Below are 15,939 nucleotides of genomic sequence, written 5' to 3'. Positions count from 1 at the left end.
CGTCAGTCGTCGCCGCGCAGGATCGCGATCAGCCGCAGCATCTCCAGGTAGATCCAGACCAGCGAGAGCGTCAGCCCGAACGCCGCTCGCCACGACTCCTGCTGCGGGGCACCGCCCCGGATGCCCTCCTCGATCTCGGCGAAGTCCAGCGAGAGGAAGAACGCACCGAGGCCGATTCCGAGCAGTCCGACCACGATGCCCAGCGGGCCCGAGCGCAGACCCATGTCGGCGCCGAACATCGACGCCGCCATGTTGATCAGGAGCAGGATCACAAAGCCCATGGCGACCGCCATGCCGATCCGCGTGTAGCGCGGGGTGACCCGGATCCGGCCGCTCTTGTAGGCGATCAGCATCGCCGCGAAGACCGCCGCCGTGCCCAGCACGGCCTGGACGGCGATGCCCGGCAGGGCGGTGTTCAACGCCTTGGTGATCGCCCCGAGGAAGAAGCCCTCGAGTACGGCGTACGTCAGGATCAGCGGCGCGCTGACGCTCCGCTTGAAGCTGACCACCAGGCCGACCACGAAGGCGGCCAGCGCGGCGCCCACGGCGAAGCCGTAGTTCTCCGCGGGGAGTGCGAACCAGGCGAGCGCACCGCCGACGACCAGGGTGAGGAGCGTGAGGGCCGTGCGGGCCACCACGTCGTCCATGGTCATCCGGCCGGTCCGCAGCGGACCGGCGGACGGCGCACCGTACATCTCGGCGAGCTGCTCGGCGGTGAGCTGCTGACCGTAGGGCTGCTGCTGCGCGTAGGGGTTGTTGTCGTAGGGGCTGCCGGTATAGGGGCCCGTGGCCTGCGGCTGCTGCTGGGTGCCGAACCCTGCGTATCCGGTGCCGCGGGTGAACGACCCCTCCCGCGAGAAGACCGGGTTGCTGCTTCTCATGCTCATTCCCTCCGGGGTGGCAAGGCACCACCCACGCCTGCCAAGAGTAATGCCCTGGCAAAGTGAAGTGCCTACGCCGCGAGGAGGATCTCAAAAGCCGACGACAGGACGGAGTTGGTGCCCGGGGCCGGACTCGAACCGGCACGGCCTCGCGGCCAAGCAGTTTTAAGCTGCCCGTGTCTGCGTTCCACCACCCGGGCGTACACCACTCCGCCCCTGTTCGGGCTACCCCTGAGACTAGTCTCCCGACTCCCCCTTTCGCATGTTCCCAGCAGGGGAAGTTGTCATGTTTCCTTGCCATCTGACGAACTGTCTGCAATTTAGCCAGAGGTTGGCCGGTATTCGGCCACTACGGCCGCATCAGGGTCAACGTCATACCGCAGGAGGAGACGCACCGCTCCGCATACAACCAGCGGCGGTCGCCCCAACCGTCCCCCGGAGCGACGAATTTCCATGATCACCAACGGAGCATGGAATAGCGGCCGGAGCTGTGCGCCCCGGCCGACCAAGACTTGACCAAACTGCCCGATCAGCGGCACCACCCCACAGTCCAAGGAGCCCTCCCGTGACCACGACCGCGTACGCCGTCCAGACCGGCCAGGCGGCCGCCCGCGCCACCGGCCTCAACAAGGTCTACGGAGAGGGCGAGACCCGCGTGGTCGCCCTGGACAACGTCAGTGTGGTGTTCCCCCAGGGTCAGTTCACCGCGATCATGGGCCCCTCGGGCTCCGGCAAGTCCACCCTGATGCACTGCATGGCCGGTCTTGACACCGTCTCCTCCGGCTCCTCGATGATCGGCGAGACCGAGCTGGTGGGCCTGAAGGACAAGCAGCTGACCAAGCTCCGCCGGGACCACATCGGCTTCATCTTCCAGGCGTTCAACCTGCTGCCCACCCTGACGGCGCTGGAGAACATCACGCTGCCGATGGACATCGCCGGCCGCAAGGTCGACAAGGCCTGGCTGGACCGCGTGGTCGACACCGTCGGCCTCTCCGGCCGTCTCTCGCACCGTCCGAGCCAGCTCTCCGGCGGTCAGCAGCAGCGTGTCGCCTGCGCCCGCGCGCTAGCCGGCAAGCCGGACATCATCTTCGCCGACGAGCCCACCGGCAACCTCGACTCCCGCTCGGGCGCCGAGATCCTCTCCTTCCTCCGCAACTCCGTCCGCGAGTTGGGCCAGACCGTGGTGATGGTCACCCACGACCCGGTCGCCGCCTCCTACGCGGACCGTGTGGTCTTCCTCGCCGACGGCCGGATCGTGGACGAGCTGCACGAGCCCACCGCCGACAGTGTCCTGGACCGGATGCGCCGCTTCGACGCCAAGGGCCGGACGAGCTGACACATCGCCAGTAGCCGCCCGCCCCTACCCTCCCTGGACGCACTCCATGTATCGCACCGCACTGCGCAACGTGCTGGCCCACAAGGGCCGCCTGTTGATGACGGCACTCGCCATCCTGCTCGGCACCGCCTTCGTGGCAGGCACCCTGGTCTTCTCCGACACGCTCGGCCAGGCCATGAAGAACAGCTACGCCAAGAGCTACTCCGACGTCTCCGTGCTGGTCACCGACAACTCGACCGGCATGCGGATCGGCCCCAAGGGCACCGAGGGGAAGCAGTCCGCGAAGCTGACCGACGCCACCGTCCGCCAGATAGCCGCCCTGCCCGGGGCCCAGGACGCCCGTGGTGTGATCTCCGGCTTCATCGGCGTCTCCGACAAGAAGGGCAACCTGATCGGTCAGATCTGGAGCGCCACGGGCAGCAACTATGTGCCCGGCAGCTCCGGCAAGGATGCCCGCTATCCGCTGGCCGAGGGCCGCGCCCCCTCGGGCGCCAAGGAGATCGCGCTCGACAAGTCGACGGCCCAGAAGGCCGGTTACCACGTCGGCGACACCGTCCGGATCGCGACCAACGGCCCGGCCATGGACGTCAGGCTGGCCGGCATCGTCACCACCGACGACCCGCAGATCACCTCCGGCGGCACGCTCGCCCTGATGGACACCGCCAGCGCGCAGAAGCTGCTGCTGACGCCCGGCCAGTACAGCTCCATCTCGGTGCAGGCCAAGCCCGGCACCGCCGAGGCCGCCCTGCTCGGCGAGGTCGGCAAGGTGCTGCCGAAGGGCGACAACTTCCGCACCGAGACCGGTCAGCAGCTGAAGGACGACCAGACCAGGGCGATCGCCACCGGCACCAACGGCATGAAGACCGTCCTGCTGGTCTTCGCCGCCATCTCGCTCTTCGTCGGCATCTTCATCATCGCCAACACCTTCACCATGCTGGTCGCCCAGCGCACCAAGGAGCTGGCCCTGCTCCGCGCGGTCGGCGCCAGCCGCCGCCAGGTCACCCGCTCTGTGCTGGTCGAGGCCCTGGCCATCGGCGTCATCGCCTCGGTCGCCGGTCTGCTCGCCGGTATCGGCATCGGCGCCGGGATGCAGTCGCTGGTCGCCTCGATGAACGACGGCATGCCCACCGGCTCCCTGGTGGTCGCGCCGACCACGATCGTGGTGTCCCTGGTGGTCGGCGTCCTGGTCACCGTCCTGTCCGCCGTGATCCCGGCCGTCCGCGCCTCCCGGATCGCCCCGGTGGCCGCGATGAGCAGCGGCGACCAGCCCGCGACGCAGAAGAGCCTGGTGGTCCGCAATGTCATCGGCGCACTGATCACCGCCGGTGGTCTCGGCCTGATCCTGATGGGCGCCGCCACCAAGAGCGACGCCGGCCGTATGCCGGTCGGCGCCGGGGTCGCGCTCGCGATGATCGGGATCTTCGTCCTGCTGCCGCTGCTGTCCCGTCCGGTGATCGCCCTGGTCGGCCCGGTGCTGGCCAAGCTGGCCGGCACGCCCGGCAAGCTGGCCCGGCAGAACGCGGTGCGCAACCCGCGCCGCACCGCCGCCACCGCTGCCGCGCTCACCATCGGCCTCACCCTGGTCAGCGGCCTGACCGTGCTGGGCGCCTCGGTCACCGATGTGGTGGACCGGGCCGTCACCAGCTCCATGAAGGCCGACTACGACGTCGCCATGGCCACCGGCGGGCTGACCCCCGAGCTGGCCACCGCCATCGGCAAGGCCCCCGGCGTCACCGCTTCCAGCCCCGTCAACAAGGCCTACTGGGAGTTCGGCGGCACGTCCCACTCCGTCTACGGCATCGACGCCGCCGGCTTCGAACAGCTGGTCCAGCCGAAGATGCTGAGCGGTTCCGCCTCGGCGCTGAAGCAGGGTCAGATCCTGGTCGACGGCGACATGGCCAAGAAGGAGAACCTGTCGGTCGGCTCCACCCTCAAGGTGGACTACCGCTCCGGCAGCGAGGGCACCGTCACGGTCGGCGGCGTGTACGAGGGCAACGCGATGCTCTCCGAGGTCGTGATGGCCAACGCCGAGGTCGCCAAGCACGAGACCGACCCGTACCTCAGCGACGTCCTGGTCAAGGGCGCCGACGGCCCCACCGCTGCCCTCAAGCAGTCCATCAAGGACGCCACCGGCAACAACCCGGTGGTCGAGGTCAAGACCAAGCAGGACATGCGGGACGAGTTCAACCGGGTCATCACCTTCGTCCTGAACATGATGTACGGCCTGCTGGCGATGTCCGTGCTGGTGGCGGTCCTCGGTGTGATCAACACGCTGGCCATGTCGGTCTTCGAGCGCAAGCGCGAGATCGGGATGCTGCGGGCGATCGGTCTGGACCGTAGCGGTATCAAGCGGATGGTCCGGCTGGAGTCGGTGGTGATCTCGCTCTTCGGTGCGGTGATCGGCGTCCTGCTCGGCTGCTTCACCGCCTGGGCGGTCAACCGCACCCTGGTCTCCAGCCTCGCCGGGCTCACCACGGTCGTCCCCTACGGCAAGATGCTGCTCTTCCTGGCCCTGGCCGGGCTGGTCGGCCTGGTGGCCGCGCTCTGGCCGGCCCGCAAGGCGTCCAAGCTGGACATCCTGGCGAGCATCAAGACGGACTGATCGGGCACAGCACCGAGCGGGGCCCCTACCGGAGGGTTCGGTAGGGGCCCCGCTCGTTACTTCTGTACTCCGCCCGGTCGCACGGCCGGCTGAGCACCACGGAGGTCGTGGTCCGGCGACACTGCCGGGCGGAGAGCCTCCGACTCGTATCCGGACGATTCCCAACGCCCGGATCTGGTCGCTTACTTGCTGCTGGCGAGTTCCTTCTCGGCGGGCTTGGCGGCCTCGACGGGCCTGGGAGCGGGGGCCGCGGCCTCCTGGAAAGCCCCGAACGGCTTCTCCATCTCGGCCAGACCCACGGTCTCGCGCTTCAGGAACATCGCCAGCGTCCAGTCGGTGAAGACCCGGATCTTGCGGTTCATGGTCGGCACCCGGCTGCCGTGGTACAGGCGGTGGAACCACCAGGCCGGACGGCCCTTCAGCTTGTACTTGCCGAAGAGGATCGCCACACCCTTGTGCAGGCCGAGACCGGCGACCGCACCGAGGTTCTTGTGCTTGTACTCGGCCTGCGGGAAGCCCCGCATACCGGAGATCACGTTGTCGCCGAGGACGATCGCCTGACGGACCGCGTGCTGCGCGTTCGGCGGGCACCAGGCGCCCTCGCCGACGGCGAGGTCAGGCACCTGGGCGTTGTCGCCGGCGGCCCAGACGTAGTCGAAGCCCTGGACCTGCAGGGTCGGCGCGGTGTCCACGTGGCCACGCGGGCCGAGCGGCAGACCGAAGTTGTTCAGGACCGGGTTGGGCTTGACGCCCGCCGTCCACACGATGGTGGAGGCATCGGCCTCGACGCCGTTCTTCAGCACCACGTGCTGGTCGACGCAGGAGTCCATCGAGGTCTCGATGTAGATCTCGATGTTGCGCTCTTCGAGCTTCTCCTTGGTCCACAGACCGAGGTCCGGGCCCATCTCCGGGAGGATCCGGTTGGCCGCCTCGACGAGGATGAAACGCATGTCCTCGCGGCTGACGGTCTTGTAGATCTTCGCCGCGTCGCGCGCCATGTCCTCGACCTCGGCGATGGTCTCGACGCCGGCGAAGCCGCCGCCGATGACCACGAAGGTGAGGGCCTTGCGGCGGACCGCCTCGTCCGTGGTGGACTCGGCCTTGTCCAGCTGCGACATGACGTGGTTGCGGAGGCTGATCGCCTCCTCGACCGTCTTCATGCCGATGCCGTGCTCGGCGAGGCCGGGGATCGGGAAGGTGCGGGAGACCGAGCCGGTGGCGACGACCAGGTAGTCGAAGGGCAGCTCGTAGGAGTCGCCGGCCGAGGGCTGGATGGTGGCGACCTTACGGGCGTGGTCCACACCGGTCACGGAACCGGTGAGCACCTCCGCCTTCTTCAGGGCGCTGCGCAGCGGCGCGACAAGGTTGCGAGGCGCGACGTTGCCGCCGGCCGCCTCCGGGAGGAAGGGCAGGTACGTCATGTACGACCGCGGGTCGACGACCGTGACGGTCGCCTCTCCGTAGCGCATCTTCTTGAGGATGCGCATCGCGGCATACAGGCCGACGTAACCACCGCCGACAATGAGGATGCGAGGACGCTCCGTGGTGCTCATATCGGAAAGTATCCAGCACCGCCCGGAGCACCTTTCGTGAGGCCCGTCACAGCCCCCTGGACACCGTCTGCTACACTACGCGGCCCTGTTCGCCCGGGGTGCGTAGCGCCTCACCGCCACCGGATGCGCACCGTGAGCGCGGGCGTGCGGACGGCACTGCTGAGCAGCAACGATCCTTGGCGCGTCCGGGTTCCCGCGCGTTATTTCGATTTCACCGGCCGACCGGGAGCCCTGCCTGCGATCCAGCGAGCCGGTCGGCGAGTCGACCTTCGGTCCCGCATAACGGACGTAGCGGGCAGTGGAGTGCGGCGAAAGACTGGATCGCCATGTGAAGAAATTCACGAAGTTTTTCGCGGCGCACCCGCCGGAGACCGGCCCCGGGCCCGCCAAGGGCGTCCCGGGGCCGGTTCGGTAAGGGGTCGATGCAGTGAGCGGGCCCGACATCCCTCGGGCCGGGCAGGAGCCGGGCCCCGGGTGCGTCAGGCGATGCTCCAGGCGATGCCGTCCAGGATGTCGTGCTCGCTGACGACCACCTCGGCGGCCCCGGTCCGCTCCATGATCTCCAGCAGCACCAGGGCACCGGCCGCGATCACGTCCACCCGGCCCGGGTGCACGACCGGGATGGCGGCGCGCTGCTCGTGGGTGGAGCTCAGGAGCCGCCCGGTCACCTCGCGGACGGCCGTCACCGACAGCCGGGAGTGGTGGATGGCGACGGAGTCGTACTCGGGCAGGTCCAGCGCGATCCCGGCCACCGTGGTGACCGTGCCCGCCAGGCCGACCAGGGTGGCCGCCCGGTCCAGCGGGACGACCTCGGCGACCTGGTCGAGCGCGGCCCGGATGTCCGCCTGGGCAGCGGAGATCTGCCCGAGCGTCGGCATGTCGCTCCCGGCGAAGTGCCGCTCGGTCATCCGGACGCAGCCGATGTCCACCGAGCGGGCCGCCTCGGCGTCCTCGGTGCCGAGCACGAACTCCGTGGAGCCGCCGCCCAGGTCGAAGACCAGGTACGGGGCCTTGAAGGCACCGCCGGTCAGCTCCTTGGTGGCGCCGATGAAGGAGAGGTGCGCCTCCTCCTCGCCACTGACCACCTCGGGCTCGATACCCAGGATCTCCCGGACGCCCTTGGTGAACTCCTCGGCGTTCTCCGCATCCCGGGAGGCGCTGGTGGCGACCAGCCTGATCCGGTCCGGGCCGACCCCGTGCTCGGCGATCACGGCGGCGTACTCGCGGCAGGCCGCGAAGGTGCGCTCCAGCGCCTCGGGGGCGAGGCGGCCGGTCCGGTCCACGCCCTGGCCCAGCCGGTTGATGATCATCCGGCGGTCGCGGTCGGCGATCGCACCGGTCTCGGGGTCGAGATCGGCGATCAACAACCGGATCGAGTTGGTGCCGCAGTCGATCGCGGCGACCCGGGTGGCGGTCATTCGCTCTCCTCTTCGGTCTGGCGCTTCTTCGCGGCGCGCTCGGCGGTCTTCTGCTCCTTGGCGGCGATCACCGCGGCGTGGTCCTCGGCCGCGGCGCGCTGCTCGGCCACCTTGGCCTCGCTCTCGGCGAGTTCGGCCGGGCTGACGCACGGGCCCTTGGCCCACCAGTCCTCCAGCATGCCGAGCGCCTCGTCGCCGAGCGGGTTGACGCCGGGACCGGCCGCCAGCGAGTGGCCGACCAGCACATGCAGGCACTTCACCCGGTCCGGCATACCGCCGGCACTCGGGAAGCCCTCCAGCACCTCGATGGCGTCACGGCGGGCGATGTAGTCCTCGTGCGCCTTCTGGTAGGCGGCGGCCAGCTCCGGGTCCTGGGCCAGGCGGGCGGTCTGGTCCTTCATCACACCGTCGGCCTCCAGGGTGCCGATCAGCGAGGCGGCCTTGGGGCAGGTCAGGTAGTACAGCGTCGGGAACGGCGTACCGTCCGGCAGCCGGGGTGCCGTCTCCACGACGTCCGGGTTGCCGCACGGGCAGCGGTGCGCCACGCCGCGCAGGCCGCGCGGCACGCGGCCGAGCTGGGCCGCGATGGCTGCGACGTCGGTGTCGGTGACAGAAGGAGTCTGGGATGCGGACGGGTTCTCAGTGGTCATGGGGGTGCTGTCTCTAGCGAGGGGCGGGGGCGGTGGTGGGGGCAGCGGTTGCGGCGGTGCCGGCGGTCACGACGGTGGCAGCGGCGTCGGGAGGCGAGTCGGCCAGCGCGACCGAGCTCCAGACACTGGTGTACCAGGGCACACCGGCCCTGGCTGCCTGCCCTGCCGCGACGGCGCCCGCCGAGGGCTGCGCGGCGGGCGGGCTCGGGTCGATCGACACGAACGGCGTCTCACCGGGCAGGGCATAGTGCAGCCGCTCGCGGGCCTGTGCCTTGACGAACACAGGGTCCTGCCAGCGGGCCCGCTCCTTGCGGAGCTTCTCGACCTGCTGGGCGGCCCGCTGGGCCTTGGCGCGCTGTCCGTTGATCTCCGAGCGCTGTGCGATGAACTGCCGGGTCGGGTACGCGAGGATCGCCACCAGCGAGCAGAGGACCAGGACGAGCACGGTGGCCCTGCTGGTGAACCGTGGCCGCCCCGCGAACCCGGGGATCTTCCACCTCGCCATGTGCCCCTCCCGTCAGCACCGCACGCCGGTGCCCCGCCGCCCACCCTACGGGGTGGGCGGCGGGGCACCGATTGCGCACGCCGTGCGTGCGTGCCGGCCCTCGTACCTACCGGGCCTGCCTACGCCGCGGAGCGGCTGTGCTGACTACTCCGCAGAGCGGCTGTGCTGGTTACTCCGCAGAGCGGAAGCGCGGGAACGCGCCACGACCCGCGTACTCGGCGGCGTCGTCGAGGATCTCCTCGATGCGCAGCAGCTGGTTGTACTTGGCGACGCGCTCGGAGCGGGCCGGGGCACCGGTCTTGATCTGGCCGCAGTTGGTGGCGACGGCCAGGTCGGCGATGGTGACGTCCTCGGTCTCGCCGGAGCGGTGCGACATCATGCAGCGGTAGCCGTTGCGCTGGGCCAGCTCGACGGCGTCCAGGGTCTCGGTCAGCGAACCGATCTGGTTGACCTTCACCAGCAGCGCGTTGGCGGTGCCGGTCTCGATGCCCTTGGCCAGGCGGGCCGGGTTGGTGACGAACAGGTCGTCACCGACCAGCTGGACCTTGTCGCCCAGCTTGTCGGTCATGGCCTTCCAGCCGTCCCAGTCCGACTCGTCCAGCGGGTCCTCGATGGAGACCAGCGGGTACGCGGCGACCAGCTCGGCGTAGTAGTCGATGAGCTCGGCGGCGGAGAGCGCCTTGCCCTCGAACTGGTAGGCGCCGTCCTTGTAGAACTCGGAGGCGGCGACGTCCAGGGCGAGCGCGACGTCCTTGCCGGGCACGTAGCCGGCCTTCTTGATGGCCTCGGTGATGAGGTCCAGGGCCTCGCGGTTGCTGTCCAGGTTCGGCGCGAAACCGCCCTCGTCGCCGAGGCCGGTGGACAGGCCGCGCTCCTTCAGCACGCCCTTGAGGGTGTGGTAGACCTCGACGCCCCAGCGGACGGCCTCGGAGAACGACTCGGCGCCGATCGGCGCGATCATGAACTCCTGGATGTCGACGTTGGAGTCCGCGTGCGAACCGCCGTTGAGGATGTTCATCATCGGGACGGGCAGCACGTGCGCGTTCGGGCCGCCGAGGTAGCGGAACAGCGGCAGGTCGCTGGCCTCGGAGGCGGCGTGCGCCACGGCGAGGGAGACACCCAGGATCGCGTTGGCGCCGAGCGAGGACTTGTCCGGGGTGGCGTCCAGGTCGAGCATGGCCTGGTCGATCAGGCGCTGCTCGGTGGCGTCGTAGCCGACCAGCTCCGGGCCGATCTGCTCGATGACGGCGAGGACGGCCTTCTCCACGCCCTTGCCGAAGTAACGGCTCTTGTCGCCGTCACGAAGCTCGAGCGCCTCGAAGGCGCCGGTGGAGGCACCGGACGGGACAGCGGCACGACCGGTGCTGCCGTCGTCGAGGCCGACCTCGACCTCGACCGTGGGGTTGCCACGCGAGTCGAGAATCTCACGGGCTACGACGACATCAATGGACGGCACGAGGCATCTCCTAGCGGAAGCAGGTCCTGCGGACAGGGGGTGCAGTCTGCGGACGATTGCGGAGTCGTTACGACCAGAGCCTAACCGCACCGGGCTCCCGGACCACGCTGACCGTCGTCCCGTCTCAGCGTGTGGCCCCACTACTCGCCGGTAGTTCACCTGAATGACCACCAGAGGGCCGTTCCGCACGGCACCGCCGAAGCGTCGCGCACGGAACGGCCCCTCACAGGCTGTGGGGTCAGCCCAGCTTCAGCACCTGACCGGGCATGATCAGGTCGGCATTGCCGCCGATGGTGGAGCGGTTGGCGTCGTACAGGTGCTGCCAGCCGCCGGAGACGCCCTGGGCCTGGGCGATGCCCGACAGGGTGTCACCGTCCCTGACGGTGTAGCCGCCCGAGGCGCTCTGCGGCGCCTGGGCCGGGGTCTGCGCCTGGGACGCCGGGGCCTGCTGGGCGGCGCCACCGGCGAACTGCTTGTAGATGCTCTGGTGGCTGGTCCAGTACCAACCGCCGTTCTTCTCGTACCAGTACTTGCCCGAGGCCGCGTCGTAACCGGCCTTGCCCGGGAAGCTCGGGGCGGCGGTCGCGGGGGAAGCGTCCTGCGAGGACTGCTTCTCGGCGCCCCTGGTGCTGTACGAGCTCGACGAGGAGCCGGACTTCGAGCTGCCGGTGTCGACGTCGGCGGCCGAACCACCGTTGCCCAGAGCGGCGTTGGCGGAGCAGACGGGCCACGCGCCCGGCCCCTGCGAGGCGAGGACCTTCTCGGCGACGGCGATCTGCTGGCCCTTGCTGGCCCGGTCGGCCTGGTTGGCGTACTGACCGCCGCCGTAGGCCTTCCAGGTGCTGGAGGTGAACTGGAGGCCGCCGTAGAAGCCATTGCCGGTGTTGATGCTCCAGTCGCCGCCGCTCTCGCACTCGGCGACCTTGTCCCAGGTCGACACCGAGGCGGCGTGGGCGCCGGTGGCGGCGAGCAGCGGCATCGCGAGGCCGACGCCGGCCACACCGGCGACGGCGATGGCCTTCTCGGCCTGGGTCTTGCGACGGTGACGGCCCGAACCGGTGAACAGCATGGAGGTTTCCTCTCCGCACGCCTGCGAGGTGAGCTGTCGGGTTCGGACCGGGAGGTGGCCCGGCCGCGGCGGCGGGACAGGGATGTTCCTGTCCGCTGACGCGGCTTCACCCCAAGCCGTGGGGACGGCGACTAAACCTGGTTCCCCCGCTCTTGCCCAAGGGTTCTGGTCGGTGTCCCGTAGCGCGGCGGGCAAGGTTTGGCGTTCCGCGCACCGGGGTTCGCAGCTGCGAACTCAACGGAGACTACGCATATCCACACACCAATCACAAGCTCATATCCCGTACATCACACGGGAATTACGGACAGTTTATGTACGCCTACAAACGGTGCAGCTTTGTCCGGTTTGATACGTATTCAGAGGTTCGCAAAACGGACCTATCCGACACGCCGCCAGTCCGACACGCCCGGTTTGCCGGGCCTCCGGAAGCCCTCGCGGAGCATGTGGCACATCTCACCGAAATCATCGGAATGACCATCAGATTGCAGGTGAGATCACCGGAGTTGCGGGGTAAAGGCGACCGGTAGTTCACGCAGGCCGCGCATGATCAGACCACCTCTCCAGCGCAGTTCAGCGGGGTCGGCGGCAAGCTGAAGGTCCGGCAGGCGGGTCAGCAGGGTCGCCAGCGCGAGCTGTCCTTCGAGCCGGGCCAGCGGGGCTCCGATGCAGTAGTGGATGCCGTGGCCGAAACCGAGGTGCGGGTTGTCCTTACGGGCCAGATCGAGGGTGTTCTCCTCGGCGAACCTGGCCGGGTCGCGGTCCGCGGCCGCCAGCACCACCAACACCGGGTCGCCGACCGGGATCTCCACGCCGCCGATGCGCAGCGGACTGGTCGCGAACCGCCAGGTGGCCAGCTCCACGGGGCCGTCGTAACGCAGCAGTTCCTCGACGGCGGTGGCCAGCAGCTCACGCTCGCCGCGCGCCACGGAGTCCTGCAACCGTGCCCGCTGCTCGGGGTGCTGGAGCAGCGCGAACAGCCCGTTCCCCACCAGGTTGACGGTGGTTTCGAAGCCCGCGAACAGGAGGATGAAGGCCATGGCCGCCGCCTCGTTCTCGGTGAGGTGCTCGCCGTGGTCGCTGGCCCTGATCAGACCGGAGATCAGGTCGTCGCCGAGGTCGGCCCGCTTGCGGTGGATCAACTCGGCCAGATACGCACGCATCCGCTTCACCGCCCGACCCACACCGCCGCGCTGCCCGCCATGGTGGCGGATCATCATCCCGGCCCAGTCGCGGAAGTCGTCCTGGTCCTCGGGCGGGACGCCCAGCAGGTCGCAGATCGCATAGATAGGGAGAGGAAAGGCGAACTCGTGGATCAGGTCGGCCGAGCCGCGCTCGGCGAAGCCGTCGATCAGCCGGTCGGTCAGCTGCTGCACCCGGGGCTCGAACTCGGCCACCCGACGCGGCGTGAACGCCTTCGACACCAGCCTCCGCAGCCGGGTGTGGTCCGGCGGGTCGATGTTCAGCAGGTGGGTCATCAGATCCGCCTGCCGCTCCCCCGGGATGCCGACCCGGCCGCTGCGGTGCGCCTGCTCACTGTGGTGGGCCGGGTTCTTGGACAGCCGGCTGTCGGCCAGCGCCTGCCGGGCGTCCGCGTACCGGGTGACCAGCCAGGCGTCCACCCCGCTTGGCAGCGTGGTGCGGTGCACCGGGGCGTGCTCGCGCAGCCAGGCGTACGCGGGGTAGGGATTGGCGGCGAACTCCCAGGTGAAGAGTTCCGGCCGAGGCGTGGATTCGGGCGTTTCCGGCATGTCACGACCGTATCCGAGCCGTGCACCGTCCAGGGAAGGCAAGGCTCTGCCTGATCGACTGCGGGTGCGGCCGGCCCTGCACCGCCTCTCGGCCCACTGCTCTCCCAGGGCCGGAGCGACCCGCCGGACAGGTGCTGTGTGACGAAGTGGTGACGCCTAGGTGACAGGGTCCCGGAGCGTCCGTGACGCGCCCTCCCGGCCGACTCGGCCGCCTCCGCAGGCGTGAGCCTGGTCACCTGGCGGGTAATGAGTGTCGCGGAGGGTCGCACAGTGCCTACGATCCTCCGCAATGACTCTGATGGGCGGCAGTGCGGGGCCGTCCACAGGGTGCAGCGCTCAGGGAGGAGCAGGCCATGCGAGTAGCCGGGGCAGTGGTGGTCATCGCGGTACTCGAAGGCGGGTCGGGGGCCGACCTCGCCCGCCGGTTCACCGCCGCGGGTGCGGCCGGGCTGCTCGTCGCCGACCTGCACCCCGGTGTGGCGGAGGATCTCGCCACCGAGCTCGACCGGCCCGGCTGTCCGGTGGTCGGGGTGTGCAGCGACATCCACCAGCCCAGTGACGTGGCCGCCCTGGTGGACACCGCCGCCAAGCACCTCGGCCCGATCGACCTCTTCTGCATCGCGGGCCCGGACGGCGAACGGATCGTCTCGCTGGACGAGCTGCCCGACCACCTCGACCCGCTGGCCGAGCTGCTCGCCCTGGTCGGCGAGGCGATCAGCGAGGTCGTCCCGCCGCAGCGCCGACCGGTCCAGCAGCCGTCGGGGCAGCGGCAGTCCGCGTAGCTTCTCCCGGAGCTGCGGGGCTCTGCTCGATCGACTGCGCGCGCGAACGGTCACGCGCTCCCGAGGCGGCACCCGCCCGAGCGGGTGCCGCCTCGGTCTCAGTCGGTGTCGAGCCCCTCGGCCGTGCGGACCGCGTTCCGGTAGCTGCGCGCGGCCGCGCGCAGCGCCGCGTCCACGTCCACCCCCGCGTCGTGGGCCCGCTGGACCACGGCGAGCAGCAGCGCGCCCACGGTCTCCGACGTGAGCTCGGCCGGCAGCGCGTACGGCTCGTCCGGTACCGCGTCGAAGCCCGCCCGGCGGACGCGCGAGACCAGTTTCGCCGCGTACGCCAGCGCGGGCAGCCCGGCCGGGACGCCGTCCAGGACCGACTCGCGCTGCTTCTCGGCCGCCTTGAGCTGCTCCCAGTTGGCCTCGACCTGCGCCGTCCCGGTCGCCTCCACATCGCCGAACACGTGCGGGTGGCGGTACATCAGCTTCTCGACGATGTCACCGGCCACGTCGTCGATGGTGAACGGGTCCTCCGCGTGCTCCTCGGCGATCCGCGAGTGGAAGAACACCTGGAGCAGGACATCGCCGAGCTCCTCGCGCAACGTCTCCCGGTCGCCCTCCTCGATCGCCTCGACCAGCTCGAACGCCTCCTCCACCAGGTACTTCACCAGGGAGGCGTGGGTCTGCTCGGCGTCCCAGGGGCAGCCGCCCGGCGAACGCAGCCGGTCCATCACCGAGACCAGGTCCAGCAGCCGGGCGCCCGGCAGGTCGTACGAGCCGGGGAGGATCTCGATCTCCGGGACCTTCCCCGCCTCCTCGACCGCGAGCCGCGCCAGCGCATCGGTCAGCCCCGGGTCGCCGTCCGGGCTGCCCAGCCAGACGGCCGGCACCGACTCGGTCAGCAGCCGGGCCAGCGCCGGGGCACTCCCTTGCTCCACCAGCTCCACCACGACCCCGGCCTGGCGCAGGGCAGGCAGCTGCGGATGCGCGGGATCGGCGGCCAGCACCCGGGCGGCCCCGCGCAGGGCCTCCCAGGCGGGCCAGGAGAGCAGACCGGGCGCGACCCGGTGAGTGGTGGTGAGCAGGATCAGCTTTGCAGTGTCGTCCACGTTCCGAACCTACCTGCTGCACCGGCCGGGCCACCGCTCGATTGCGGGCGGGCGGACACCCCGGACACGCGGCCGGCCATGCACCGTCCACGGCCCGCTCTCCCGGGGCCTCATGAGCTCGTCGGCCAGGCGCAGGGTCTCAGATGGAGGTGCCGCGCTGGGGGAGCCAGTCGTTGCCGGTGTCGACGAGGGTGACCTGCTCCGGATCCCAGCTGCCGTAGCGGGGGTTGACCACGATCCTGAGTTCCGTGCCGGCCTCGGCGAGGGCCTTGCGGATCGCCGCGTCGCCCTCCGCGGTCCGGGCGTCCTTGCCGTCGGCCGCGGCGAGCTTGTGGATACCGAGCTGCTGGCGGTAGAAGGCGTCCAGGTCGCCCGTGGCAACGCCCTGCTTGAACAGCAGCTCCCGCTGGAGCTCGCTCTCGCCGCCGAGCAGCTTGGCGTCCGACTCCCGGGCCTGCGCGATCTCGGTTTCGGTGACGTCGAGCCGGTGGTCTGAGAGGGCCTGGGCGACCACCCGGTCGAGGACCAGGTCGGCCACCGCACGCTTGGTGAGCCCGGCCCGCTCGGGCCGCGGCGCACCCGGCTCGGCCCCGACCGCGTCCCGCAGGGCGGACACCTTGGCCTCCACGGTGGCGATGGTGATCCGCTGCCCGCCGACCACGGCCGCCGCGCCCTGGTGCGCCGGGCTGCCGCCGCAGGCGGTCAGGGCGGCTGCGGCGACCAGAACGCCGACGGCGCCGACCGACCTACGGGCGTGGTGCTTGGCGGAGTTGGTGCGGATCACGTGTGGCCTCCCGAGCTGGGGTGCCCCGGCCCGAGGCGCGGGGGACGGTGTGGCTGAT

At 70.1% G+C, this 15,939-nt stretch carries 13 protein-coding genes, 1 tRNA gene and 1 riboswitch; of the genes, 3 read left to right on the top strand and 11 right to left on the bottom strand.

The features are described from left to right. Positions 1-2: 2 nt before the first annotated feature. Both P3T39_RS00130 and P3T39_RS00125 read right to left on the bottom strand, forming a co-directional pair. A complete protein-coding gene (locus P3T39_RS00130) occupies positions 3-881 on the bottom strand; it encodes a Bax inhibitor-1/YccA family protein (RefSeq protein ID WP_280695124.1) in 879 nt (292 codons plus the stop codon). A 115-nt stretch (positions 882-996) separates the two neighbouring features. Then, positions 997-1,081: transfer RNA gene (locus P3T39_RS00125), tRNA-Leu, on the bottom strand. Between the two features lie 365 nt (positions 1,082-1,446). On the opposite strand from P3T39_RS00125, the gene P3T39_RS00120 reads away from it, so the two are divergent. Both P3T39_RS00120 and P3T39_RS00115 read left to right on the top strand, forming a co-directional pair. Next, positions 1,447-2,217, top strand: coding sequence for an ABC transporter ATP-binding protein (locus tag P3T39_RS00120; RefSeq protein ID WP_280695123.1), 771 nt, complete (start codon positions 1,447-1,449; stop codon positions 2,215-2,217). 46 nt (positions 2,218-2,263) lie between these two features. Further along, on the top strand, positions 2,264-4,819 hold the full coding sequence (locus P3T39_RS00115) for an ABC transporter permease (RefSeq protein ID WP_280695122.1): 2,556 nt from the start codon (positions 2,264-2,266) through the stop codon (positions 4,817-4,819). A 182-nt stretch (positions 4,820-5,001) separates the two neighbouring features. Here the strand turns inward: P3T39_RS00115 and P3T39_RS00110 are convergent, their stop codons facing one another. The 7 genes from P3T39_RS00110 to P3T39_RS00080 all read right to left on the bottom strand — a co-directional run bounded on the left by P3T39_RS00110 (position 5,002) and on the right by P3T39_RS00080 (position 13,218). Continuing rightward, the gene (locus P3T39_RS00110; protein ID WP_280695121.1) at positions 5,002-6,372 is read right to left on the bottom strand and encodes an NAD(P)/FAD-dependent oxidoreductase; all 1,371 of its coding nucleotides are present in this window, start codon (positions 6,370-6,372) and stop codon (positions 5,002-5,004) included. A 479-nt stretch (positions 6,373-6,851) separates the two neighbouring features. Further along, complete coding sequence (locus tag P3T39_RS00105) at positions 6,852-7,790, bottom strand: Ppx/GppA phosphatase family protein (RefSeq protein ID WP_280695120.1); 939 nt, start codon at positions 7,788-7,790, stop codon at positions 6,852-6,854. Continuing rightward, positions 7,787-8,440, bottom strand: coding sequence for a DUF501 domain-containing protein (locus P3T39_RS00100; RefSeq protein WP_280695119.1), 654 nt, complete (start codon positions 8,438-8,440; stop codon positions 7,787-7,789). The genes P3T39_RS00105 and P3T39_RS00100 overlap by 4 nt, the downstream gene beginning before the upstream one ends. A gap of 13 nt (positions 8,441-8,453) precedes the next feature. After that, positions 8,454-8,945, bottom strand: a complete 492-nt coding sequence (locus P3T39_RS00095; RefSeq protein ID WP_280695118.1) for a septum formation initiator family protein — start codon at positions 8,943-8,945, stop codon at positions 8,454-8,456. A gap of 169 nt (positions 8,946-9,114) precedes the next feature. Then, a complete protein-coding gene (eno, locus tag P3T39_RS00090; RefSeq protein ID WP_280695117.1) occupies positions 9,115-10,401 on the bottom strand; it encodes a phosphopyruvate hydratase in 1,287 nt (428 codons plus the stop codon). A 238-nt stretch (positions 10,402-10,639) separates the two neighbouring features. Further along, positions 10,640-11,470: a transglycosylase family protein gene (locus P3T39_RS00085; protein ID WP_280695116.1), complete on the bottom strand. Its 831-nt coding sequence runs from the start codon at positions 11,468-11,470 to the stop codon at positions 10,640-10,642. A 4-nt stretch (positions 11,471-11,474) separates the two neighbouring features. Further along, positions 11,475-11,652: riboswitch (cyclic di-AMP (ydaO/yuaA leader) on the bottom strand. Between the two features lie 312 nt (positions 11,653-11,964). After that, a complete protein-coding gene (locus tag P3T39_RS00080) occupies positions 11,965-13,218 on the bottom strand; it encodes a cytochrome P450 (RefSeq protein ID WP_280695115.1) in 1,254 nt (417 codons plus the stop codon). Between the two features lie 353 nt (positions 13,219-13,571). Between P3T39_RS00080 and P3T39_RS00075 the strand changes: the two genes are divergently transcribed. Beyond that, the gene (locus P3T39_RS00075; RefSeq protein ID WP_280695114.1) at positions 13,572-14,000 is read left to right on the top strand and encodes an SDR family NAD(P)-dependent oxidoreductase; all 429 of its coding nucleotides are present in this window, start codon (positions 13,572-13,574) and stop codon (positions 13,998-14,000) included. A 98-nt stretch (positions 14,001-14,098) separates the two neighbouring features. Here the strand turns inward: P3T39_RS00075 and P3T39_RS00070 are convergent, their stop codons facing one another. Both P3T39_RS00070 and P3T39_RS00065 read right to left on the bottom strand, forming a co-directional pair. Continuing rightward, entirely contained in the window at positions 14,099-15,097 is a 999-nt protein-coding gene (locus tag P3T39_RS00070; RefSeq protein WP_280695113.1) for a MazG family protein, read from the bottom strand. Between the two features lie 139 nt (positions 15,098-15,236). Further along, positions 15,237-15,881, bottom strand: a complete 645-nt coding sequence (locus tag P3T39_RS00065) for a SurA N-terminal domain-containing protein (protein ID WP_280695112.1) — start codon at positions 15,879-15,881, stop codon at positions 15,237-15,239. Positions 15,882-15,939: the final 58 nt, after the last annotated feature.

Source organism: Kitasatospora sp. GP82 (assembly GCF_029892105.1).
Classification (GTDB): domain Bacteria; phylum Actinomycetota; class Actinomycetes; order Streptomycetales; family Streptomycetaceae; genus Kitasatospora.
This window is presented reverse-complemented; position numbering and strand designations above follow the sequence as displayed.